Source organism: Lachnoanaerobaculum sp. (assembly GCF_057250505.1).
The window spans coordinates 72123-93397 of record NZ_DBHIEQ010000001.1 but is presented as its reverse complement, the minus strand read 5'-3'; the positions used below and the strand labels follow the sequence as shown (position 1 = coordinate 93397).

The following is a 21275-nucleotide window of genomic DNA, read 5'->3' as shown; positions in this document are numbered from 1 at the left end:
GTTATTTTCAAAAACAGTCGGGTTATATCTTTGATAACTTAAGATTATATAGCAAATATAATATAAGATATGCATAAATAGAGTGTGGTAAAAATGGTGATTTTAACGGTGGTTTTGCAAGTTTATGAAAATAAAATCAGAATGAACTGGATATATTGAAATTATTTTTCAAAAGTGGTAATATACTTTCAGATGGAGGTAGTAAAAATGAATGAGAGAATCAAAAACCTAAAAGGGAAACTGATTGTTTCATGCCAGGCACTGGAAAATGAACCGTTACATTCAGACTTCATTATGGGGAGAATGGCTCTAGCAGCGAAAATGGGTGGAGCATGTGGCATCAGAGCAAATTCCGTTGTTGATATCAATGAGATAAAAAAACAGGTGGATTTGCCGATTATAGGAATCATAAAGAAAGATTATGATGACAGTGAAGTGTATATCACACCTACAATGAAAGAAGTTGACGCATTGGGTGAGGTGGGAGTTGATATAATAGCACTTGATGCGACACAGAGATTGCGCCCCGGGAAAAAGAGCTTGAAGGACTTCTTTAGTGAAGTGAGGAAAAAGTATCCGAATCAAATGTTTATGGCTGATTGTTCCACAGTTGCGGAGGCGATTTTTGCAGATGAGATTGGTTTTGATTTCATTGGAACTACTATGGTCGGTTATACAAAGGAGAGTGAGGGACTAAGGATTGAGGCAAATGATTTTGAAATATTGAGAGATATCCTTGCTAAAGTAAAGCACAAAGTCATAGCTGAGGGTAATATCAATACTCCGGCTAAGTGCAAAAGAGTAATAGAGCTTGGAGCATACAGCGTGGTGGTAGGCTCGATTATCACAAGGCCACAGCTGATAACAAAAGAATTTGCAAAAGCATTGGAGAATGTAGAAGTGTAAAAAGTATATTTGTAGTTTTGGAAAGCGCAAAAAATAAATTGGGAAGAGACTCGTAAGGAGGGAATATGAAGAAATTATTGTTGGCAGGTTTGACACTTACAGCGGCAGGAATGCTCGCGGCATGTGGAGGCGGAAAAGCGGATCAGGGCAGTGCTGCAGCCGATTCAAAAGCGGATACAAAGGCACAGGCATCGGCAGACGGCGAAACAGTCATCTCACTTTGGACATATCCTGTAGGTAAGTGGGGAGATGCGGCAACAGTTGACGGAATTGTAAAGAAGTTCAATGAAAAGCATCCTGAAATCAAGGTAACAGTTGAGTATCTTGACTATCAAAACGGTGACGACCAGATCAATACAGCTATTGAAGGAAAGCAGGCACCTGATATCGTACTTGAGGGACCTGAAAGACTTGTAGCCAACTGGGGTGCAAAGGGACTTATGGTAGACTTGAAGGATATGTTTGAAAAGGATGCGGCTTCAGATATCTATGACAGAGTAAAGGCGGCTTGTGAGAGTCCTGAAGGAGCATACTATGAGTATCCGGCATTCATGGTTGCACATTGTATGGCAATCAACAAGACAATGTTTGAGAAGGCAAATGCACTTCAATACCTTGATCTTGACAGCCACACATGGAGTACTGAGGACTTTTTAAAGGCTGTACAGGCTGTATATGATTCAGGACAGCAAAATGTAGGTGCTGTCTACTGTGCATCACAGGGTGGTGACCAGGGTACAAGAGCACTTGTAAACAACCTTTATTCAGGAACATTCACAGATAAGGATCATACAAAGTATACAGCAGATTCACCTGAGAATATTAAGGCATTACAGGCAATCGTAGATCAGGCAGGTTTGAACTTCGATCCTTCTATAGCAGGCGGTGACGAGATAACATTGTTCAGAAACGGAACACTTGCAATGTCATTCTGCTGGAATGCTTCACAGCAGACAAATACAGACAACGGTGCTGCAGGACTTACAAACGCAGGTGATGAGATAATACCTATGTTGTTCCCGAGTGATGACAAGGTTACAGAGCTTTGCGGCGGTATCTGGGGATACGGAGTTTTCAATAACGGAGATGAAAAGAAGATTGAAGCTGCAAAGACATTTATCGACTTTGTATGTAATGACGAGTCCGAGGTAAAGGAAAGTGTTAAGGCATCAGGATTCTTCCCTGTAAGACCTTCTGTAACAGGTGTTTATGACGGAACGGACAATGCTGAAACAATGAAGCTTTTTGAAGATAAGTTCATGCCTTCAATGGGTGACTACTATCAGGTAACAAAGGGATGGACTACAGCTCGTACAGAGTGGTGGAACATGCTTCAAAGAATAGGTACAGGCGGTGATGTAGCAACAGAAGTCGCAACATTTACAAAGAATGCAAATGCGGCAGCGGCTCAATAGTAACTGCTCTTAAATAGAGTTAGATAATCTAACGTGTTATAAATGTTGCTGAAGATTTTCTTTCAGCAACATTTTTTAGAAAGGGGAAACATGGCAAAGGGTGTTTATACCACCAGATCAAAGGAATTGGTAAGAAGAGAGACAACTTCAGCTTATTTATTCTTATTACCAAGCCTTGTATTCTTTATAGGATTTGTAATAATCCCGATGATTATATGTGTATATACAAGCTTCTTTGATTCCACAATGGGAAAGGATGCAAAGGATGTTTTCATCGGATTCGGTAATTATATAGAGTTGTTTAGAGACGGTATCTTTTTAAAAGCACTTAAGAATACCTTTGTTATAGTAATTATTTCAGTTCCTGTAGTTTGTATATTTTCGCTTTGGGTTTCATCCGTAATATACAATCTCAATGATAAAGTGCTTTCGGTTTTCAGATGTATTTTCTATCTTCCTGTTGTAACAGGTTCCGTAGCGGTTACAGTAGTTTGGAAGTGGATGTACAACAACTACTACGGTATTTTCAATTATATAGGAAAGAGCAGCGGTATTTTAAAGACAAATATCAACTGGCTCGGTGACGAGAGATTTGCACTTGCATGTATAATACTTATCCTACTTACCACATCTGTAGGGCAGCCTATAGTGCTTTATGTATCGGCTCTTGGAAATGTAGACAATTCACTTGTAGAGGCTGCCGAGGTGGACGGCGCCAATGAGATGCAATTGTTCTGGAAGATAAAGTGGCCGCAGATAATGCCTACCACACTTTATATACTTGTAATAACCACTATAAACAGTTTCCAATGTTTCGCCCTGATACAGCTTTTGACATCAGGCGGCCCGAATCATTCGACAGATACCGTAATGTATTATATTTACTATATGGCATTTAAGATGTTCAGATACGGATACGGAAATGCAATGGGAGTGGTTTTGGCGATATTCATAGCGGTATTGTCTGCGGTTCAGTTCAGATTGGCAAAGGAGAAATAATATGAAAACTTCAAATTCATTAAAAAAAGTCTATAATATAGTGTCAATCGTTGTGCTGATAGCTTTGGCGATATGCTTTGTATTTCCGCTTTACTGGATTGTTACGGGTGCGTTCAAAACACCGGTTTCCATAAATTCTCCGGTACCTGATTGGATACCGAAAGAGCTGGTAATGGACAATTTCAAAAAATTGTTTTCAAGACAGACAGCACCGATTTTTGAACTGGGCTTTATAAAGGGGCCTCAGGCGCCTGCAGCTGTCAGATGGATGTTGAATACAGTATTTATGGCAATTATGGCAATGGTTTTGACTTGCCTGAGTGCCTCAATGGCCGGATATGCTCTTGCAAAGAAGAGATTTCACGGCAGAGTATTGCTTTTTACACTTATAGTATGTGCTATGGCTTTGCCTAAGCAGGTTATATTGATACCTCTTATCAGAGAGATGTCATCATTGAAACTTTACAATACTATATGGGCTGTTATTTTACCTACTGTAGGATGGCCTTTCGGTGTATTCCTTATGAAGCAGTTTTCGGAGGGTATTCCTACAGAGATGCTTGAGGCGGCAAGAATTGACGGTGCAAGTGAATTCAGAACATTTACGGATATAGTTTTCCAGATGGTTAAGCCGGGAGTCGGAGCTTTGGCAATATTTACATTTATTAACAGCTGGAATGATTATTTTATGCAACTTATAATGTTAAGCTCTACTTCCAATTTGACAATTTCTCTCGGTATTGCTAAACTACAAGCAGAAAACTCGACAGATTTCGGGCTTATAATGGCAGGAGCTACACTGGCGGCAGCACCTATACTGATAGTGTTTATTGCACTGCAAAAGTATTTTACAAAGGGTATTACTTTGGGTGCCGTAAAGGGCTAAGTATAGTAGAAAAGAGGGGAAATGATATACGAAAAATCGGTGATTCCTATAATAGAATCAAAATACACACTATTTACAGCCACAGAAAAGAAGATAGCGGATTATTTCTTACAATGTGATCCGAGTATGGATATAAATATTCAAAATGTAGCTGAGAGACTCTATGTATCACAGGCGTCCATATCAAGATTTGCAAAGAAATGCGGTTTTGTAGGATTTAGAGAGTTTATATTCGCATTCCTTGACAGTGTAAGAGTGAAAAAGCCTAATGCAAATATGATTACTCAGAATGTATTCAACACATATCAGGATTTGCTTAACAAGGCTTATTCAATTCTTGACAACGACCAGATACAAAGGGTTGTAAGAATGCTTGTAAACTCCAAAAAGGTAATTGCAGTAGGAAAGGGCAGTTCCGGATATGCTGCAAGTGAGATGGAAAGCAGATTTGTAAGAGTCGGACTTGATATAGACTCTCTTACAGATTCGGACAGAATAAGGATGCAGTCGGTATTTTTAAAAGACGGAGATACAGTGGTGGCTTTCAGTATCAGCGGAAAGACCGAGGATATACTTTTTCTCTTAAAATCTGCACATGACAGAGGTAAAAAGACTATATTCTTCACATCGGCAGACAGTCAGTCATTACATGAGTTTTGTGACGAGGTGGTGGTTGTCGCATCACTTGAATACCTTGAGAACGGAAACCTTATATCACCACAGTTTCCGATGTTGCTTGTACTTGATCTTGTATACAGCGAGTACATAAATATTGACAGTGTCATAAAGAGCGCCATCCTTGAAGATACCGTAACTACTTTAAATAAGAAGGAAGACGATAAAAGATTCTATTTTTCAAGGCAGGACAGGTTCAGATAAGAGAAAAATCACTTGAAAAACTGCATCAAAAGTATTATAATGTCGATGCAGATAACAAGAAAAATACAATGGTATATGTATACCTTTATATTATTGATAGCTGCAAAAAAGAGGGAAGAACTTAGGTTTTTGCCTCTTTAAGCTTTACAATCTTTTACGGTTGTAATTAAAATAAAAAATAGATATGTCAATTGTCGGCAACTATTTGTGAAGGGATGATCTTAGTGGCTAAAGAAAACCGAAATACTACAGGAAATAAGGCATCAAAAGGCACGGAGAGTGCAAAGAAGAAGATGTCACCGCAGGAGTTCTTACAAAAACTGGAAGACCTTGTAAACAAGGGCATTGCTTCAGATATGAAACTTAATATCGGTGAGATAAATGATTTCTTTGCCGGTATCGAATTGAACGCTGAAAGCATAGAGCAAATATATTCTTATCTTGAGAATAAGGGGATTGAGATCAATGAAAATACCTCGGATGATTTGAATATTGACATTGATAATATAGACAATATCGCAGATGAGGATTCATTACTCTTAGATGACGACGATGAGTTCGATAAGGATTCTGAAGAAGATATTGACCTCAGCGCCATAGATCTTTTGGAAGGTGTGGGTACTGAAGACCCTGTCAGAATGTACCTCAAAGAGATCGGTACGGTACCTCTTTTGACAGCCAATGAAGAACTTGAGCTTGCAAAGAGAAAGCAGGACGGCGATGAATATGCAAAACAGCGCCTTATAGAGGCTAACCTACGTTTGGTTGTAAGTATTGCCAAGAGATACACAGGAAGAGGAATGAGCTTTTTGGATCTTGTGCAGGAGGGAAACTTAGGACTTATAAAGGGGGTTGAGAAGTTTGATTATACTAAGGGATTTAAACTTTCAACCTATGCTACATGGTGGATCAGACAGTCTGTGACAAGAGCGCTTGCAGACCAGGCAAGGACCATCAGAGTGCCTGTACATATGGTGGAGACTATCAACAAGATGAGTAAGATGCAAAGAAAGCTTACACTTGAGCTGGGATATGAGCCGAGTGTGACCGAGCTTGCAAATGCACTTGATATGACTGAAGAGAAAGTAATGGAAATAATGCAGATAGCAAGGGAACCGGCTTCCCTTGAGACTCCTATAGGTGAAGAGGACGACTCAAACCTTGGAGATTTTGTGGCTGATTCCAACGTTTTGACACCTGAGGGAAATGTCGAATCGGTTATGCTTAGAGAGCATATAGATACATTACTTGGAGACTTGAAGGAAAGAGAAAGGCAGGTTATTGTGCTTAGATTCGGTCTTGAAGACGGACATCCGAGAACCTTGGAGGAAGTAGGCAAGGAGTTCAAGGTTACAAGGGAGAGAATCAGACAGATTGAAGCGAAGGCGCTCAGGAAGCTCAGAAATCCTGTCAGATCAAAGAGAATCAGGGACTTTTTGGCATGATAAAGAGAAATTTACAAAAAGAATTGGAAGGTATTATAAAGAAGGAGGAAGCTTTGGGTCATCGCCCAAGGCTTCTTCTGCATGCCTGCTGCGGACCTTGTTCATCATATTGTATGGAGTATTTGGAGAAATACTTTGATTTGACTGTATTTTTCTATAATCCGAATATTGACGATAAAAAAGAGTACAAACACAGAGTCGAGGAGGCAAAGAGGCTTATAGAGGAGATGAACTTTAAAAGTGAAGTGAAGTTCATAGAAGGGGATTACGACCCGAGTATATTTTACAATAAGATAAAGGGCTATGAAAATGAAAAAGAGGGCGGCAAAAGATGTGATATCTGCTTTGAGTTAAGGCTTCATGAGGCTGCAAAGGCGGCATCGGATTACGGATTTGACTACTTTACAACATCACTTACCATTTCACCTATGAAAAATGCGAACAAGCTATGTGAAATAGGCGAGGAGGTGGCAAAGGAGTACAATGTACACTACCTGCCGAGCGATTTTAAAAAGAAAAACGGATATAAGCGTTCAGTGGACCTGTCAAAGGAGCATAATCTTTACAGACAGGACTACTGCGGTTGCTCTTTTTCAAAGCGTGAATCGATAGAAAGGGCTAAGGAAAGAGAGAATAATATTTGACGATTGCTATACTTTGCTTTATAATAATTCAGTAATAGTTATGCGGATATTTAATCCGACATTGTGAAAGGAAGAGTCTTATGTTAAGTAGAAAAATTACTATTAAAAATCCTTCAGGTTTGCACCTTCGTCCGGCAGGAGTTTTGTCACAGACTGCAATGAAGTTCAAGTCAGATATTATTATAGAGTACGGCGAGAAGAAGATAGTTGCAAAGAGCGTGCTTAATGTTATGGCTGCAGGTATCAAGTCAGGCACAGAAGTAAACTTGATAGTTGACGGTGAAGACGAAGAAGAGGCAATGAATACATTAGTTGAGGCTATCGAGTCAGGACTTGGAGAAAAATAACAGATTTTAACATATCACACTTGACAAATTTTAAGCTTAGTGCTTTAATAGGGAATCGTAGCTCAGATAGTTTGAGTTACGTTTTTTGAAAGAGGTGTTGATATGAAGGAAAGAAAAATACGCCTTAAGTCTGTTGAAGATGCTAAGAACTTCGTAAAAGTGACTACCGGATGTGATTTTGATGTAGATCTGTACGATAACAGCATAGTAATCGACGCAAAATCAATTTTAGGAGTGCTCAGCTTAGATCTTAGACATGTTTTAGTAGTATCTTATAACGGCGAGAACGAAGAATTGGAAGCATTCTTAGATGATCATATGAATGGTATTGAAAAGATTGCTTAGTTAATTTTAGATTACAATTTGATATGAAACCGGCTTGTCCGGTATTTACAGGCAGGTCATTGACTTGCCTGTTTTTTTATGAAAGGTAAATATGAGAATAGGACACGGATATGATGTACATAAGCTTGTAGAGGGCAGAAAGTTGATAATAGGCGGTGTGGAAATAGAGCATTCATTGGGACTTTTGGGTCACTCCGATGCGGATGTACTCTTGCATGCGATAATGGACAGCTTGCTCGGCGCCGCAGCCTTGGGAGATATCGGAAAGCATTTCCCGGACAGCGATGAAAGATATAAAGGTATAAGCAGTGTAGAACTTTTGAAAAAAGTTGCTAATATACTTGACGAGAACACATATATAATAGAAAATATAGATGCTACCGTCATAGCTCAAAAGCCGAAGCTTGCGCCATATATTGAAAAGATGAAAGAAGTGATATGTGATACTTTGAGCATTTCACCGAACCAGCTTAATATAAAGGCAACTACGGAAGAAGGACTCGGCTTTACAGGAGATGAAAGCGGTATTGCGGCACACAGCGTTTGTCTTTTGAATTCTGTCAGAGATGCATTTTATGTAAATCCGTCTCTCAGAGATTGCGAAAGCTGTGGAGGCTGCCAAAATAAAGAATAAAAAGGGAAAATATGAAAATTTTTAATACACTTTCCGGAAGAAAAGAAGAGTTTGTGCCTATAGAAGCAGGAAAAGTCAGAATGTATGTCTGTGGACCTACAGTATACAATTTGATACATATCGGTAATGCCAGACCGATGATTTTCTTTGATACTGTAAGAAGATATTTTGAGTACAGAGGTTATAAAGTAAACTATGTTTCAAACTTCACAGATGTTGATGATAAGATAATCAATAAGGCTATAGAAGAGGGCGTAGACGCAGCTGTTATTTCACAGAGATATATAGATGAATGTAAGAAAGATATGGAGGCTATGAATGTACTTCCTGCCACCAAAAATCCGCTTGCCACACAGGAAATAGGCGGAATGGAAGATATGATAGGAGAGCTTATAAAGAGCGGTCACGCCTATGTGGCAAAGGACGGTACAGTTTACTTCAGAGTAAAGAGCTTTAAGGACTACGGAAAACTTTCACATAAGAATATAGACGAGCTTCAGTCAGGTTTTAGAGAAATAAAGGTGACAGGAGAAGACGGTAAGGAAGACAGCAACGACTTCGTACTTTGGAAGCCTAAAAAAGACGGCGAACCGTATTGGGATTCACCGTGGTCAAAAGGCAGACCGGGTTGGCATATAGAGTGTTCCGTAATGAGCAAGAAATATCTGGGAGATCAGATAGATATCCACGGCGGCGGTGAGGATCTTATATTCCCGCATCATGAGAATGAAATAGCTCAGTCGGAGTCTGCAAGCGGCAAGAGTTTTGCAAATTACTGGATGCACAATGCGTTCTTAAATATTGACAATAAAAAGATGAGTAAGTCTGCAGGAAACTTCTTTACTGTAAGAGATATAAGTGAGAAGTATGATTTGCAGGTGCTTAGATTCTTTATGCTCTCGGCACACTATAGAAGTCCGTTAAACTTCTCTGCAGATCTTATGGAAGCTGCAAAAAACAGTCTCGAGAGAATACTTACAGGTGTTGACAACATAAAGAGTGCTATACAAAGGGACAATAAGGCGCCGATTACTGATGCCGAGCTTTCAAATCTTGAGATTGCCAAGGTGCTTAAGGATAAATTTGTAGCTGCAATGGATGATGATTTCAATACTGCAGACGCTATCAGTGCGATATTTGAACTTATAAAGCTTTCAAACACTACATTGAATGAAGATTCAACAGCCGAGTATGCAAAAGGACTTTTAAAAGTAATAGAGCCTCTTTGTGACGTCCTCGGAATTATCACGGAAAGAAAGGCTGAAATCCTTGACAGTGAGATAGAAGATTTGATAGCAAGGAGAACACAGGCCAGAAAGAATAAGGATTTTGCGCTTGCAGATAAAATAAGAAACGATCTTCTTGACAAGGGTATTGTACTTGAAGATACAAGAGAGGGTGTTAAATGGAAGAGATCTTAGATTATCTTCTGAAACCATTTAATATAGAAAGAAAAGAAGCTACAGAGTTTTCGCCTTTGGTACTTGCCTATATAGGTGATGCCGTATACGAACTGATGATAAGAAGTATACTGGTTTCAAGAGGCAACAGACCTGTAAACAAGTTAAACAAAGACGCCACTTCTTTGGTTAAAGCCGCAGCGCAGTCTGAGATTGTAAAGCTGATAAGTGATAATCTGAGCGAGGAAGAGTACATCGTCTTTAAAAGAGGCAGGAACTCTTCGCCTCATACTATGGCAAAAAACGCCAGCGTGAGCGATTACAAGTATGCTACAGGTTTTGAAGCGCTTATAGGATTTTTGTACTTGGACAACAGATGTGACAGAGCATTGGAACTTGTAAAACTTGGAGTTGATCTGTATTTGAATAAAAATGATATTGGAGTAAGGATATGAATGAGAATGCCGTTGAGGGTAGAAATGTGGTAATAGAGGCTTTTAGAAGCGGAAAAACTGTTGATAAGCTGTATATTCAGGACGGACTGAAGGATTATGCTATTTCCACTATTCTTCGTGAAGCGAAAAAGCACGGTACATATGTAAACTTTGTAAATAAGGACAGACTTGACGTCATGAGTGAAACAGGAAAGCATCAGGGTGTCATTGCAATAGTTGCCGCATATGAGTATGCAAGTGTGGAAGATATTTTGGAAAAAGCAAGGCAAAACGGTGAGCCGCCTTTTATATTTATTTTGGACGGTATAGAAGATCCGCACAATCTGGGTGCCATCATAAGAACTGCAAACCTCTGCGGTGCGCACGGTGTGATTATTCCGAAGCACAGAGCCGTAGGGCTTACCGCCGCAGTTGCCAGAGCTTCTGCAGGAGCAATCAATTATACACCTGTAGCCAAAGTTACAAATATCAACAAGACCATGAAAGAGTTAAAGGATGCAGGAATGTGGTTCGTATGTGCTGACATGGGTGGCGAAAAGATGTATAATATAGACTTGACAGGCAGTATAGGCCTCATCATAGGAAACGAGGGGGACGGAGTAAGCGAAGGCGTCAAGAAAAATTGTGATTTCATAGCTTCTATACCGATGAAGGGAGATATAGATTCATTGAATGCATCAGTCGCCTGCGGTGTACTGGCATATGAAATAGTCAGACAGAGGATTGCGAAAGGAGCAAAATATGAGAAGTGATAAAAGAAAAGTCGTACTTGTAGGATGCGGTATGGTAGGTATGAGCTATGCTTATGCCATGTTAAACCAAAATACAGTGGACGAGCTTGTTCTTATAGATGTCAACAGACTTAGAGCTGAAGGTGAAGCGATGGACCTTAACCACGGTCTTGCATTCTCGGGATCACATATGAGAATATGGGCAGGAGACTACAATGACTGTAACAATGCTGATATCGTGGTTATTTGTGCAGGTGTGGCTCAGGCTCCGGGTGAAAGCAGAAGAGATCTTCTAAAGAGAAATATGGAGGTCTTCAAATCAATAATAGACCCTATTACGGAGAGCGGTTTCAACGGTATCTTTTTGGTAGCTACAAACCCTGTAGATATAATGACTGAGATTACATATAAACTTAGCGGTTTCAACCCGAGAAGAGTAATAGGATCGGGTACAGCGCTCGATTCCGCAAGACTAAAATACCTTTTGGGCTCTTATATACAGGCCGATCCGAGAAGCGTACATGCCTATGTCATTGGTGAGCACGGTGACTCCGAGTTTGTGCCGTGGTCAAATGCACTGCTTGCAACCAAGCCTATCGACGACATCATTGTCGAGTCAAAGGGTAAGCTTAAGATGGAAGAGCTCAGCCGTATCGAGGAAGAGGTAAGAACTGCGGCTTACAAGATAATCGAAGCCAAAAGAGCGACATACTACGGCATCGGTATGAGCCTTACAAGGATTACAAAGGCAATACTCGGAAACGAGAACTCGGTCATAACAGTTTCAGCAAACTTGCGTGGTGAGTACGGACAGAACGATGTTTTCGTAGGAGTACCATGTGTAGTAAACAGTTCAGGTATCCAGAGAATACTTGAGATATCACTCACAGACGAAGAGAAGGCAAAGTTCGCGGAGTCATGTGAAGAGCTGAGACAGACATATGATGAGTTGAATGAGAAATAAAAAACGATGTTTTACTGATTTATAAGTATAAGAGTGCCATATTTGATAACAACATAATATGGCACTTTTGACATCTTTGTTTCATTTTGGAGGGGTGACTTGAAGGATAAATATTATTCTATCGGAAAGGTATCTGAGATATGTAATATACCGATAAAAACCTTGAGATATTACGACAAGATAAATGTAATGGTTCCTAACTTAAGACAGGAAAATAATAATTATAGATACTATAGCCATGATCAGATGGTTAGACTGTTTATAATTAAAAGATTAAGATATTTGGGTTTTTCATTGGAAGAGGTTAAAAATATCTTGAAAGAGGAAGATATAAAAAGCGTTGAGCAAATTGTAGAAAAAAAGCAAAACTCCATTAGAGCAGAGATTGAAGAATTGAATAAAAAGTATGAGGAAGCTACAACTTTAAAAAATAAAATTCATACAGCATATGAAATCCTTGAAAATAGTAAAAGTTATAGCACTGAATCATCTTTTAAGTTGGAAAAACAAAGAGAAGTTTATGTATTTAGTAAAACCACTATGATGCAGGCATATAAAAATGAAAATGTTAATCTGGAAAAATGGATTGATATAATAGAATCTGCTAAAGAAAGAAATTTGAATATTCAAGGTGATATACTTGTATCATATCATACAGAGATGTTTGGGCAATTCATAAACAGAGATTGCGAAGTAGAGTTCTCTATTGTTGTAGAAAATAATATTGAAGATGTTGAAGTGAAGAAGTTTGGTGATTTTTTTGCTGCTAATGCAATACATGTAGGAGAGTATAGTGATATAATTCATACATATATTTCATTAAAGAGATGGATAGAAGAGAAAGGTCTTGTGGTAAACGGTCCGGTAACAGAAAGGTTTATGTTGTCACCGGTTGATTTACCGAATACGAAGTCTCATATAGTAAAAATAATAGTTCCTGTAAAGCCGATTGTATGAGAAAATATCAAAAGTATAAAATAATATATTGCACAATAGGAAGTCTCCACTTGATGGAGACTTTTTTTAGTTGTGTTTTTCTGATAATAAAAATTTTTGATAGGCATATTAAACAAAAACATAGATTAGATATTGTATATGATTACTTTTTTAGCTTTGAAATATGTGTAAAAACATGGTTAATGTTACGTACTGTAAATCCAATCTTTTATTAAAATATATTTAAAAGTATAAAACTATAGGAGAATAATTGTAAATTGATTTACAAAATGCAATTTTTTTATAAAATAATGACTTGATTATACAATAGATGTATGTTTTAAGATAATAATTGAAAAAAATAAGTAATAAGTAAATAATAATTATTAAATTAACATTATTAATATAAATATATAGGAAAGGAGGGCAATGTGGCAGGATTTATTATATCAAATACCATATCAAACATAATTGTATGTGGCTTATGGACATATATATCAGCTATGTTTGCAGGTCCACTGATAGCAACTTGGGTAGGATTTGCGGGATGTACATCTTATTATGTAGCCGGCTGTGGTAAAAACGGTTTTATCAGATCACTGTGCAGTAATATTGCAGGTATCTTTATCGGATGTACTATCATTTGGCTATGTGTAAATGTAAATGGAAGTCTATGGTTTAACGGATTGATAACGGGGATTTTCAGTGGAGTTATCATATATATCACACATTGTGATTTGACCAGATTTGCAACTTGTACATTTATGGGCGGCTTCAGTGCATTTGCATCAGGTGGTAATTGGAAAATGCTTATTATTTGCTTTATCCTGGGAAATATTGTTGGGCTCGCAGCAGATTACCTGGGAAGATTTATATTAGCAAAGTTTTTCAAGAAGACCGATAAAAAAGACTGGGTCATTGCTAAATTTTTAGAGGATTAAGAAACAAAAAGTAAGGGGTTTTAATATGAGCAAAATTTTAAAATTGGCATATGGCATGGAAAAGTCAACAGGCTTTAATTACAGACTTGCCATGGAGGAAGCATCCAGATGTCTTCTATGTGAAGATGCACCTTGTTCTAAGGGTTGTCCTGCAGGGACAGATCCTGCTAAGTTCATTCGCTCACTGAGATTTAAGAACATAAAAGGTGCTGCGGAGACAATAAGAGAAAACAATCCTTTAGGCGGCTCATGTGCCTGGGTATGTCCTTATGATAGAATGTGTGAAGAAGAGTGTAGCAGATGTGGAATAGATAAGCCGATACAGATCGGTAAAATACAAAGATATCTGGTTGAAGAAGAACAGGCTATGTCGGCAAAATTTGTTAGTGCCGGAAATAAGATTGGAAAAAAGGTTGCACTGATAGGTGCCGGACCTGCATCACTGGCTTGCGCAAGAGAACTTGCACTTGCAGGAGTGGATACAACTGTTTTTGAAAAACAGGCTAAGGTGGGTGGAGTACTTAGATACGGTATCACTCCTACAAGACTTCCCGACAGAGTTGTGGATTTTGATATAGAACTTATTAAAGAGCTTGGAGTAAAATTTGAATTCGGCAAAGAGATCAAGTTTGAAGACATAGAAAAGCTTAAGAATGATTATGATGCCGTATTTGTCGGAGTCGGACTTTGGGATTCAAAGAAGGTAGCCGTAGAAGGTAGTGAGTTTAAGGGTGTTGAATCAGCTATTGATTTCTTGTTTAAAGCAAGAACCGGTGAGATAAAAGAACTTCCGGAGAGAGTAATTGTAATCGGTGGCGGTGATGTGGCAATGGATTGTGCTACAACTGCAAGACAATTGGGTGCTGAAAAAACATGTATCTGTTATAGAAGAACTATAGAAGAAGCACCTGCAAATATTGAAGAGATTTCTTTTGTAAGAGAGATGGGAATTCCTATTTATACAGGATTTGCTCCTGAAAAGATATGTGGAGAAAACGGTCATGTAACGGCTCTTGTTGCAAAGGGAATGAAGGATGATAATGAGATGACGCTTAAGGCGGACATGGTTATCTTTGCCATAGGTCAAGATCAGGTAGAGGATTATAGAGGCTTTGTGGCAGGTGACGGTGTATTTACCGGTGGTGATGCATTACATGGTGTAGGTATAACGGTGGTAGAGTCTGTTCATGAAGGAAAAGAAGCGGCTTACCAAATATTGGATTATATAAGGTGAGGAGATTAATATGGCTTTGAAAAAAGATTTATCAATAAATTTTTTAGGTGTCGATTGTGAGAATCCTTTTTTTCTATCTTCTTCACCTGTAGGTAGTAATTATGAAATGTGTGCTAAGGCACTTAGAGCAGGTTGGGGTGGTATTTTCTATAAAACAATAAGTGTTTTTATACCAAATGAATGTTCTCCAAGATTTGATATAGCTTCAAAAGAGGGAACACCTTGGACCGGATTTAAGAATATGGAGATGACTTCAGACAAGCCGAATGAAGTAAACTTTGAGTTCATTAGGCAATTAAAGAAGGACTTTCCGAATAAAGTGATAGTTTCAAGTATCATGGGTGCAAGTGATGATGAGTGGGCAATACTGGCTAAGGAATCTGAGAAAGCCGGAGCGGATATGATTGAATGTAATTTTTCTTGTCCGCAGATGACATCATCCACTATGGGTTCTGATGTAGGACAAAATCCTGATTTGGTAAAGCATTATTGTGAAGTTGCTTCCTCAAGTACTAAATTGCCGATAATAGCAAAGATGACACCAAATCTAGGAAACATGGAGATTCCTGCAAGAGCCGCTATAGAAGGCGGTGCAAAAGGAATAGCCGCAATCAATACGGTAAAATCTATCACAAATCTTGATATAAATTTAAGAACGGGTATGCCTGTTGTAAACGGAAAGTCCGCAATATCGGGTTACTCCGGTGCAGCTGTAAAGCCTATCGCACTTAGATTTATATCAGACTTAATGCATGATCCTATTGTAAGCAAGGTGCCTATAACCGGTATGGGCGGTATAGAGACCTGGAGAGACTGCCTTGAATTTTTGATGCTGGGTGCATCAAATCTTCAGGTGACTACGGCGATAATGCAGTACGGATATAGGATAGTTGAAGATATGATAAGCGGTATGTCACATTATATGAATGATTACGGTATCAATAAGCTTCAGGATATAGTGGGCAGTGCCGTAGGGAATATTGTCGGCGCGGATGATTTGGACAGATCATATAAGATTCTGGTTCAAATCGACAAAGAAAAATGTGTGGGATGTGGAAGATGTTATGTATCATGCTTTGATGCGGCACATCAGGCTATAGAATATGACTATGCGACCAGAGTCCCGACAGTGAATGAAGAAAAATGTGTAGGATGTCATCTTTGCTTAAATGTTTGTCCGGTAATGCAATGTATAACTCCGGGTAAGCTTATATATAAGGATAAGAATGACAGCCATGCTGTTAGTTTAAAGGAAAGTAACAGCTATCTATAATATATTCGGGGGGATATTTATGCTGGATTTGATTATTAAAGGTGGAACAGTAGTTACAGCAACAGACATGTTTTTATGTGATGTAGGTGTAAAAGACGGAAAAATCGTAGATATGGCTTTGAACTTGGACAAAGAGGCTAAAGAAGTGGTGGACGCCACAGGCAAACTTGTGCTTCCGGGTGCTTTGGATGTGCATACACATCTGGCTATGCCGTTTGGCGGAACTATTTCGGCTGACAGTTATCTATCAGGAACCAGAGCGGCAGCCTGTGGAGGAGTGACCACGATATTTGATTATCCGGTTCAGAGAAAAGGCGGTACTATTATGGATTTGATAAACTCCAAAAAAGCCGTCTTGGAAAAAGAAGCATGTGTGGACTGGGCATCACACTGTATCATTACGGATTTTAACGACGGTCAGATACTGGAAGAGATGGAAGAAGCTGTCAAAGAAGGTATTACCTCATACAAATGCTTTATGGTATATAAGAAAGCCGGAATGATGGTTGATGACGGAATGTTTGCAACCTTACTTCTTAGAGCTAAGGAACTTGGAGCGTTGGTAAATGTTCATGCGGAGAACTCCGATATGATTGATTATTTCGAGGCTAAGTTCAAGAAGGAAGGAAAGATGAGTCCGTGGTATCATTACCTTGCTCGTCAGGAGTTTGTTGAGGCTGAGGCGGACAAGAGAGCTCTGCATTGGTGTAAGCATCTGGATGCACCTCTTTATATAGTTCATATGGCGGATAAGGAAGGACTTGAGGCATGTATAGAAGGAAAGAAAGAGGGAGTGCCTATTTATATCGAGACCTGTCCGCAGTATCTTGAGTTTACATGTGATGTATATAAGAGAGAAGACGGAAGAAACTTTGTATGTTCACCTCCTATAAAGGGTGAGGAGAGCAGACAGGCTCTTTGGGAAGCGATAAAGAAAAATCAGGTGGATGTAGTGGCTACAGACCATTGTCCGTTCCAAAGCTATGAAAAGGATTGGGGTAAGGACGACTTTACAAAGATTCCGAACGGATGTGCCGGGTTGGAGAATCTGTATCCATATATGCTGGATGCCGCCAACTCGGGAAAGATTACATTCTCACAAGCGGTGGCACTTTGCTCAACAAATCCGGCAAAGATATTCGGATGTGATACGAAGGGCGGAGTCATAGTAGGTAATGATGCGGATATAGTTATTTATGACAGGGATAAGGATTTTACAATAAGTGTAAATAATATGCATTCGGATTATGACCATACAATATGGGAAGGAAAGAAGCTTCACGGATATCCTGTAAAGACATTCCTTAGAGGACAGCTTGTATATGATAACGGCGAGTTTGTAGGAAAGCCTGGAATGGGTAGATTCGTAAAGAGAGTACCTAGAAGTTAAAGTATTAATGATTGTATTTTACTGTCACTGCTTTATATATAGGTAGTGACAGTATGATTTTAAAGAATATGTTGTTTTAATAGGGGGTAATATGTATAAGTGTAGCGAAGATAGAATGGCAGATAAAATCAAAACCATGAGTCAGTTTGGTGATGCAGGACATGGCGGTATCACAAGATATTCTCTTTCAAAAGAAAATCTTATGGCAAGAGCTGAATTCAAGAGAAGAATGGAAGCTATCGGTGCAAAGATAAAGACCGATGATATGGCAAATATGTATGCAACATTAGAGGGTAGCGATCCTACATTACCTGCAATTGTTATGGCTTCACATTCAGATTCGGTTAGAAACGGTGGAAATTATGACGGTATTTTAGGTGTAATGGGAGCCATGGAGGTTTTAGAGACTGTTGCTGATCAGAAGATACCTCATAAACACAATCTTGTAGCTATGATTTGGACCAATGAGGAAGGCTCATTATATCCACCGGCTATGATGTCATCGGGTGTTATCTGTAATGATTATTTGCCTGAAGAGATTGGAAAGAAGTTTAAGCATGAGGATATGCTTGCCTCAACTTCGGTTCTTGATAAGAATAAGACCTTTAAAGAGGCACTTGAAGCTTCAGGATATAAGGGAGATAAAGCCAACAGATTAAATCCTAAAGATTATATGGCAATGTTTGAACTTCATATCGAACAGGGACCGATTCTTGAAGCCGCAAAGAATGATATCGGAATAGTTACCTGTGTGCTTGGAATGATAAACTACAGAATAAAGGCTTTCGGTCAGTCGGATCATGCAGGAACAACACCGATGCCATACAGAAAAGATGCATTATATGCTGCTGCCAAGCTTTTACAATATCTGCATGATGAGCTGGACACACTTGATAAGGAATTGGTATATACCACAGGCGAAATAGTATGTCATCCTAATGTACATACAGTTATTCCTGATTTTGTAGAGTTCTCAATAGATGCAAGACATGAGGATCCTAAGGTTATCGAGCAGGTAGTGGAAGTAATAAAGAATATGCCGAAAGAAATAGTAGGCTGTACTACAGGTTATGAAAGAGCATGGTCAAGAGATACGGTTTATTATGATGAGAAGCTGGTAGGATATGTAACAGAAGCTGTAAATGAGCTTGGATATTCAAATCAGAGAATCAACTCAGGCGCAGGACATGATGCACAGTTTGTAAGCTATATGATGCCTACTACAATGATATTTGTGCCTTCAAAAGACGGACATTCACATTGTGAAGAGGAGTTTACACCGGTTGAACAGTGTACAAAGGGTGCCAGTGTACTTTTGAATGCAGTATTGAAGTGTGATGCTCAATAATATGATTTAAGTGTTGGGGTCAAATATTTTGGCCCCAACATTATAGTAGAACAGAGGTGTGAAATGAGTGTTAGAAAAGTAGCGGAATTAAATTATAATATGACAACTGCCGATGCAAATAATGTAGACGGAAAAATACCGTTCGGAAGACAGTTTGATTTTATCGGTGATGTTGAAACCGAGCTGATGATATTAAATGACGGTGATGAATCATTATGTCTCGGATATACGGATGTAGAGCTGTATGAAGATGCATATGTAGGTGATCAGCTTAATTTCAGAGCAGAGATGTTAAAGGTGGGAAATACATCAAGAACATGTAGAATAAGCACATATAAAGTTGCAACTCCTGCATACAGAATGGGTATCAAAGATGCAAATCCGGGAGATATGTATTATTTTGATCCTCCGAAGTTGATTACTGAAGGTACTGTAGTACTTGTAGTAAAGAAAGAATTACAACGTGGAAATCAGCCAAGTGGTGAAGTTATTGACCCTTGGAGAGAACTTGAGCTTTAATAGGGGGGAGTATGAGTACTGAAGTTACATTAAGATATAGAATGTCGGATAGAGATGTTTTCTATGGTGGAGGAGTTGTAAACGGAGCCAGATCCATTACTTTGATGGAAGATACCGCAAACAGATTGATGACCAAGGTTTATGGAAATCAGAGCAGATGTGCAAAGGTAAGAAAAGTAAGATTGTTTGTGCCATGTTTTGCCGGGGATTATATGGAGTACAAGGCAAGACTTTTGGGTGAAGAAAACGGAAGAGCAATCATTGAAGTGCGTTCATTTAAGGTTGCAGTTATTCCTGAGAAGCCTGAGTTTGAAAGTTCTATAGATGTTTTGGAAGATCCTCCTCTTTCAACAGTATGCATTTTTGAATATATTATTCCTGCAAAGAAAGAGAAAAAGAAAACAAAAGCTCTTGAGGGATTGAAAGTTCTTGATCTCACACATGCATACAACGGTCCTTTCTGTACCGCACTTTTGGCGGACAACGGTGCCGAGGTTATAAAGATAGAGCCTCTTACAGGCGATCAGTCAAGATATTGGCCACCAATGGACGATAATAGCGGTGAGAGCGGATTTTATGCTTTTATAAACAGAAATAAAAAAGGAGTTACTCTTAATTTAAAGACAGAAAAAGGAAGAGAAATTTTCTATGATCTTGTAAAAGAAGCAGATGTGGTGGTGGAAAACTTCAGAGTCGGAGTAACAAAAAAATTAAAGGTTGACTATGAGACATTAAAGAAGATAAATCCTAGAATAATTTATGCTTCAGGAAGCGGATTCGGACAATATGGTCCTTTCTCAAACAGACCATGTTATGATATTGTGGCTCAGGCACTTGGAGGTATGATAAATCTTACAGGTTATCCGGATGCACCTCCTGTAAAATGCGGAGTTTCAGTGGCTGATAATGTTACAGGAATTTACCTGTGCGTAGGTGTACTTATGGCTCTGTACAGAAGAAATATAAGCGGTGAAGGTCAACAGGTGGATGTAGCTATGGCGGATACTATCTTTACATTGCTTGAAAATGCTATTATTTATACTACCTTAAAAGGAATTATACCGCAGAGACAGGGAAATATAGACGCTACAGTATCACCTTTTAATGTATATGAGGCAAAAGACGGATATATTGCTTTAGGAGTAGGAACAGACAAACTGTTTAAGGTATTCTGTGATGTAATAGGTAGACCTGATCTTGTTACAAATGAAAAGTTTGCAACCAATGATTTGAGAATTAAAAATTATAATGACGGGTTGCATGAGATAATTGTGGACTGGGTAAAGCAAAGAGGAAAAGCTGAGGTTGAGAGTATGTTTGAAGAGGTTGGAATACCTTGCGGACAGATACTTGATATGAAGGAAGCTATTGAGCATCCTCATTTTAAAGCAAGAGAAATGATGGTACATGTTGAACATCCTACTATCGGAGATATGTATATACAGGGTTGCCCTATAAAACTCAGTGAAACACCGGGAAGCGTAGATACACCGGCACCTTTACTCGGTCAGCATAATAAAGAAGTATACGGCTTTGATGATGAGACATTAAAGCAATTAAAAGAAGAAGGCATAATCTAGTGGA

General features: G+C 38.8%; 22 protein-coding genes. All 22 read left to right on the top strand.

Translation table 11 applies throughout. The features are described 5' to 3' along the window. Positions 1 to 207 precede the first annotated feature (207 nt). The 22 genes from ACO6FI_RS00535 to ACO6FI_RS00430 all read left to right on the top strand — a co-directional run bounded on the left by ACO6FI_RS00535 (position 208) and on the right by ACO6FI_RS00430 (position 21271). Positions 208 to 906: an N-acetylmannosamine-6-phosphate 2-epimerase gene (locus ACO6FI_RS00535; protein WP_485455635.1), complete on the top strand. Its 699-nt coding sequence runs from the start codon at positions 208 to 210 to the stop codon at positions 904 to 906. A 65-nt stretch (positions 907 to 971) separates the two neighbouring features. Continuing rightward, positions 972 to 2321, top strand: coding sequence for an extracellular solute-binding protein (locus ACO6FI_RS00530; RefSeq protein ID WP_485455634.1), 1350 nt, complete (start codon positions 972 to 974; stop codon positions 2319 to 2321). A gap of 90 nt (positions 2322 to 2411) precedes the next feature. Continuing rightward, positions 2412 to 3320: a carbohydrate ABC transporter permease gene (locus ACO6FI_RS00525; RefSeq protein WP_485455633.1), complete on the top strand. Its 909-nt coding sequence runs from the start codon at positions 2412 to 2414 to the stop codon at positions 3318 to 3320. Position 3321: 1 nt separating this feature from the next. Then, positions 3322 to 4206, top strand: a complete 885-nt coding sequence (locus tag ACO6FI_RS00520; protein ID WP_485455632.1) for a carbohydrate ABC transporter permease — start codon at positions 3322 to 3324, stop codon at positions 4204 to 4206. A gap of 21 nt (positions 4207 to 4227) precedes the next feature. After that, positions 4228 to 5085 (top strand): MurR/RpiR family transcriptional regulator, encoded by an 858-nt coding sequence (locus ACO6FI_RS00515; RefSeq protein ID WP_485455631.1) that lies wholly within the window; start codon positions 4228 to 4230, stop codon positions 5083 to 5085. Between the two features lie 215 nt (positions 5086 to 5300). Further along, complete coding sequence (gene rpoD, locus ACO6FI_RS00510; RefSeq protein ID WP_485455739.1) at positions 5301 to 6530, top strand: RNA polymerase sigma factor RpoD; 1230 nt, start codon at positions 5301 to 5303, stop codon at positions 6528 to 6530. Beyond that, positions 6527 to 7174: an epoxyqueuosine reductase QueH gene (locus ACO6FI_RS00505; protein ID WP_485455630.1), complete on the top strand. Its 648-nt coding sequence runs from the start codon at positions 6527 to 6529 to the stop codon at positions 7172 to 7174. Before rpoD ends, ACO6FI_RS00505 begins: the two co-directional genes overlap by 4 nt. Positions 7175 to 7254: 80 nt before the next feature. Then, the gene (locus ACO6FI_RS00500; protein ID WP_009444566.1) at positions 7255 to 7521 is read left to right on the top strand and encodes an HPr family phosphocarrier protein; all 267 of its coding nucleotides are present in this window, start codon (positions 7255 to 7257) and stop codon (positions 7519 to 7521) included. 102 nt (positions 7522 to 7623) lie between these two features. Beyond that, positions 7624 to 7866, top strand: a complete 243-nt coding sequence (locus ACO6FI_RS00495) for an HPr family phosphocarrier protein (protein ID WP_060930116.1) — start codon at positions 7624 to 7626, stop codon at positions 7864 to 7866. Between the two features lie 91 nt (positions 7867 to 7957). Further along, a complete protein-coding gene (ispF, locus tag ACO6FI_RS00490; RefSeq protein ID WP_485455629.1) occupies positions 7958 to 8500 on the top strand; it encodes a 2-C-methyl-D-erythritol 2,4-cyclodiphosphate synthase in 543 nt (180 codons plus the stop codon). Between the two features lie 11 nt (positions 8501 to 8511). Then, positions 8512 to 9921 (top strand): cysteine--tRNA ligase, encoded by a 1410-nt coding sequence (gene cysS / locus ACO6FI_RS00485; RefSeq protein ID WP_485455628.1) that lies wholly within the window; start codon positions 8512 to 8514, stop codon positions 9919 to 9921. After that, complete coding sequence (locus ACO6FI_RS00480; RefSeq protein ID WP_485455627.1) at positions 9906 to 10355, top strand: Mini-ribonuclease 3; 450 nt, start codon at positions 9906 to 9908, stop codon at positions 10353 to 10355. The genes cysS and ACO6FI_RS00480 overlap by 16 nt, the downstream gene beginning before the upstream one ends. Next, positions 10352 to 11107 (top strand): 23S rRNA (guanosine(2251)-2'-O)-methyltransferase RlmB, encoded by a 756-nt coding sequence (rlmB, locus tag ACO6FI_RS00475; protein ID WP_485455626.1) that lies wholly within the window; start codon positions 10352 to 10354, stop codon positions 11105 to 11107. The genes ACO6FI_RS00480 and rlmB overlap by 4 nt, the downstream gene beginning before the upstream one ends. Further along, complete coding sequence (locus ACO6FI_RS00470) at positions 11097 to 12050, top strand: L-lactate dehydrogenase (protein ID WP_485455625.1); 954 nt, start codon at positions 11097 to 11099, stop codon at positions 12048 to 12050. Before rlmB ends, ACO6FI_RS00470 begins: the two co-directional genes overlap by 11 nt. Positions 12051 to 12149: 99 nt before the next feature. Continuing rightward, positions 12150 to 13007 (top strand): MerR family transcriptional regulator, encoded by an 858-nt coding sequence (locus ACO6FI_RS00465; protein WP_485455624.1) that lies wholly within the window; start codon positions 12150 to 12152, stop codon positions 13005 to 13007. Positions 13008 to 13417: 410 nt separating this feature from the next. After that, positions 13418 to 13927: a DUF1097 domain-containing protein gene (locus ACO6FI_RS00460; RefSeq protein WP_485455623.1), complete on the top strand. Its 510-nt coding sequence runs from the start codon at positions 13418 to 13420 to the stop codon at positions 13925 to 13927. A gap of 25 nt (positions 13928 to 13952) precedes the next feature. Continuing rightward, on the top strand, positions 13953 to 15161 hold the full coding sequence (locus tag ACO6FI_RS00455; RefSeq protein ID WP_485455622.1) for an FAD-dependent oxidoreductase: 1209 nt from the start codon (positions 13953 to 13955) through the stop codon (positions 15159 to 15161). A gap of 10 nt (positions 15162 to 15171) precedes the next feature. Continuing rightward, entirely contained in the window at positions 15172 to 16434 is a 1263-nt protein-coding gene (preA, locus tag ACO6FI_RS00450; protein ID WP_485455621.1) for an NAD-dependent dihydropyrimidine dehydrogenase subunit PreA, read from the top strand. Between the two features lie 19 nt (positions 16435 to 16453). Further along, positions 16454 to 17824 (top strand): dihydropyrimidinase, encoded by a 1371-nt coding sequence (hydA, locus tag ACO6FI_RS00445; protein ID WP_485455620.1) that lies wholly within the window; start codon positions 16454 to 16456, stop codon positions 17822 to 17824. 91 nt (positions 17825 to 17915) lie between these two features. Continuing rightward, complete coding sequence (locus ACO6FI_RS00440; protein WP_485455619.1) at positions 17916 to 19172, top strand: allantoate amidohydrolase; 1257 nt, start codon at positions 17916 to 17918, stop codon at positions 19170 to 19172. A 63-nt stretch (positions 19173 to 19235) separates the two neighbouring features. Further along, on the top strand, positions 19236 to 19691 hold the full coding sequence (locus ACO6FI_RS00435; protein WP_009662974.1) for a hypothetical protein: 456 nt from the start codon (positions 19236 to 19238) through the stop codon (positions 19689 to 19691). Between the two features lie 11 nt (positions 19692 to 19702). Beyond that, positions 19703 to 21271, top strand: coding sequence for a CoA transferase (locus ACO6FI_RS00430; RefSeq protein ID WP_485455618.1), 1569 nt, complete (start codon positions 19703 to 19705; stop codon positions 21269 to 21271). Positions 21272 to 21275: the final 4 nt, after the last annotated feature.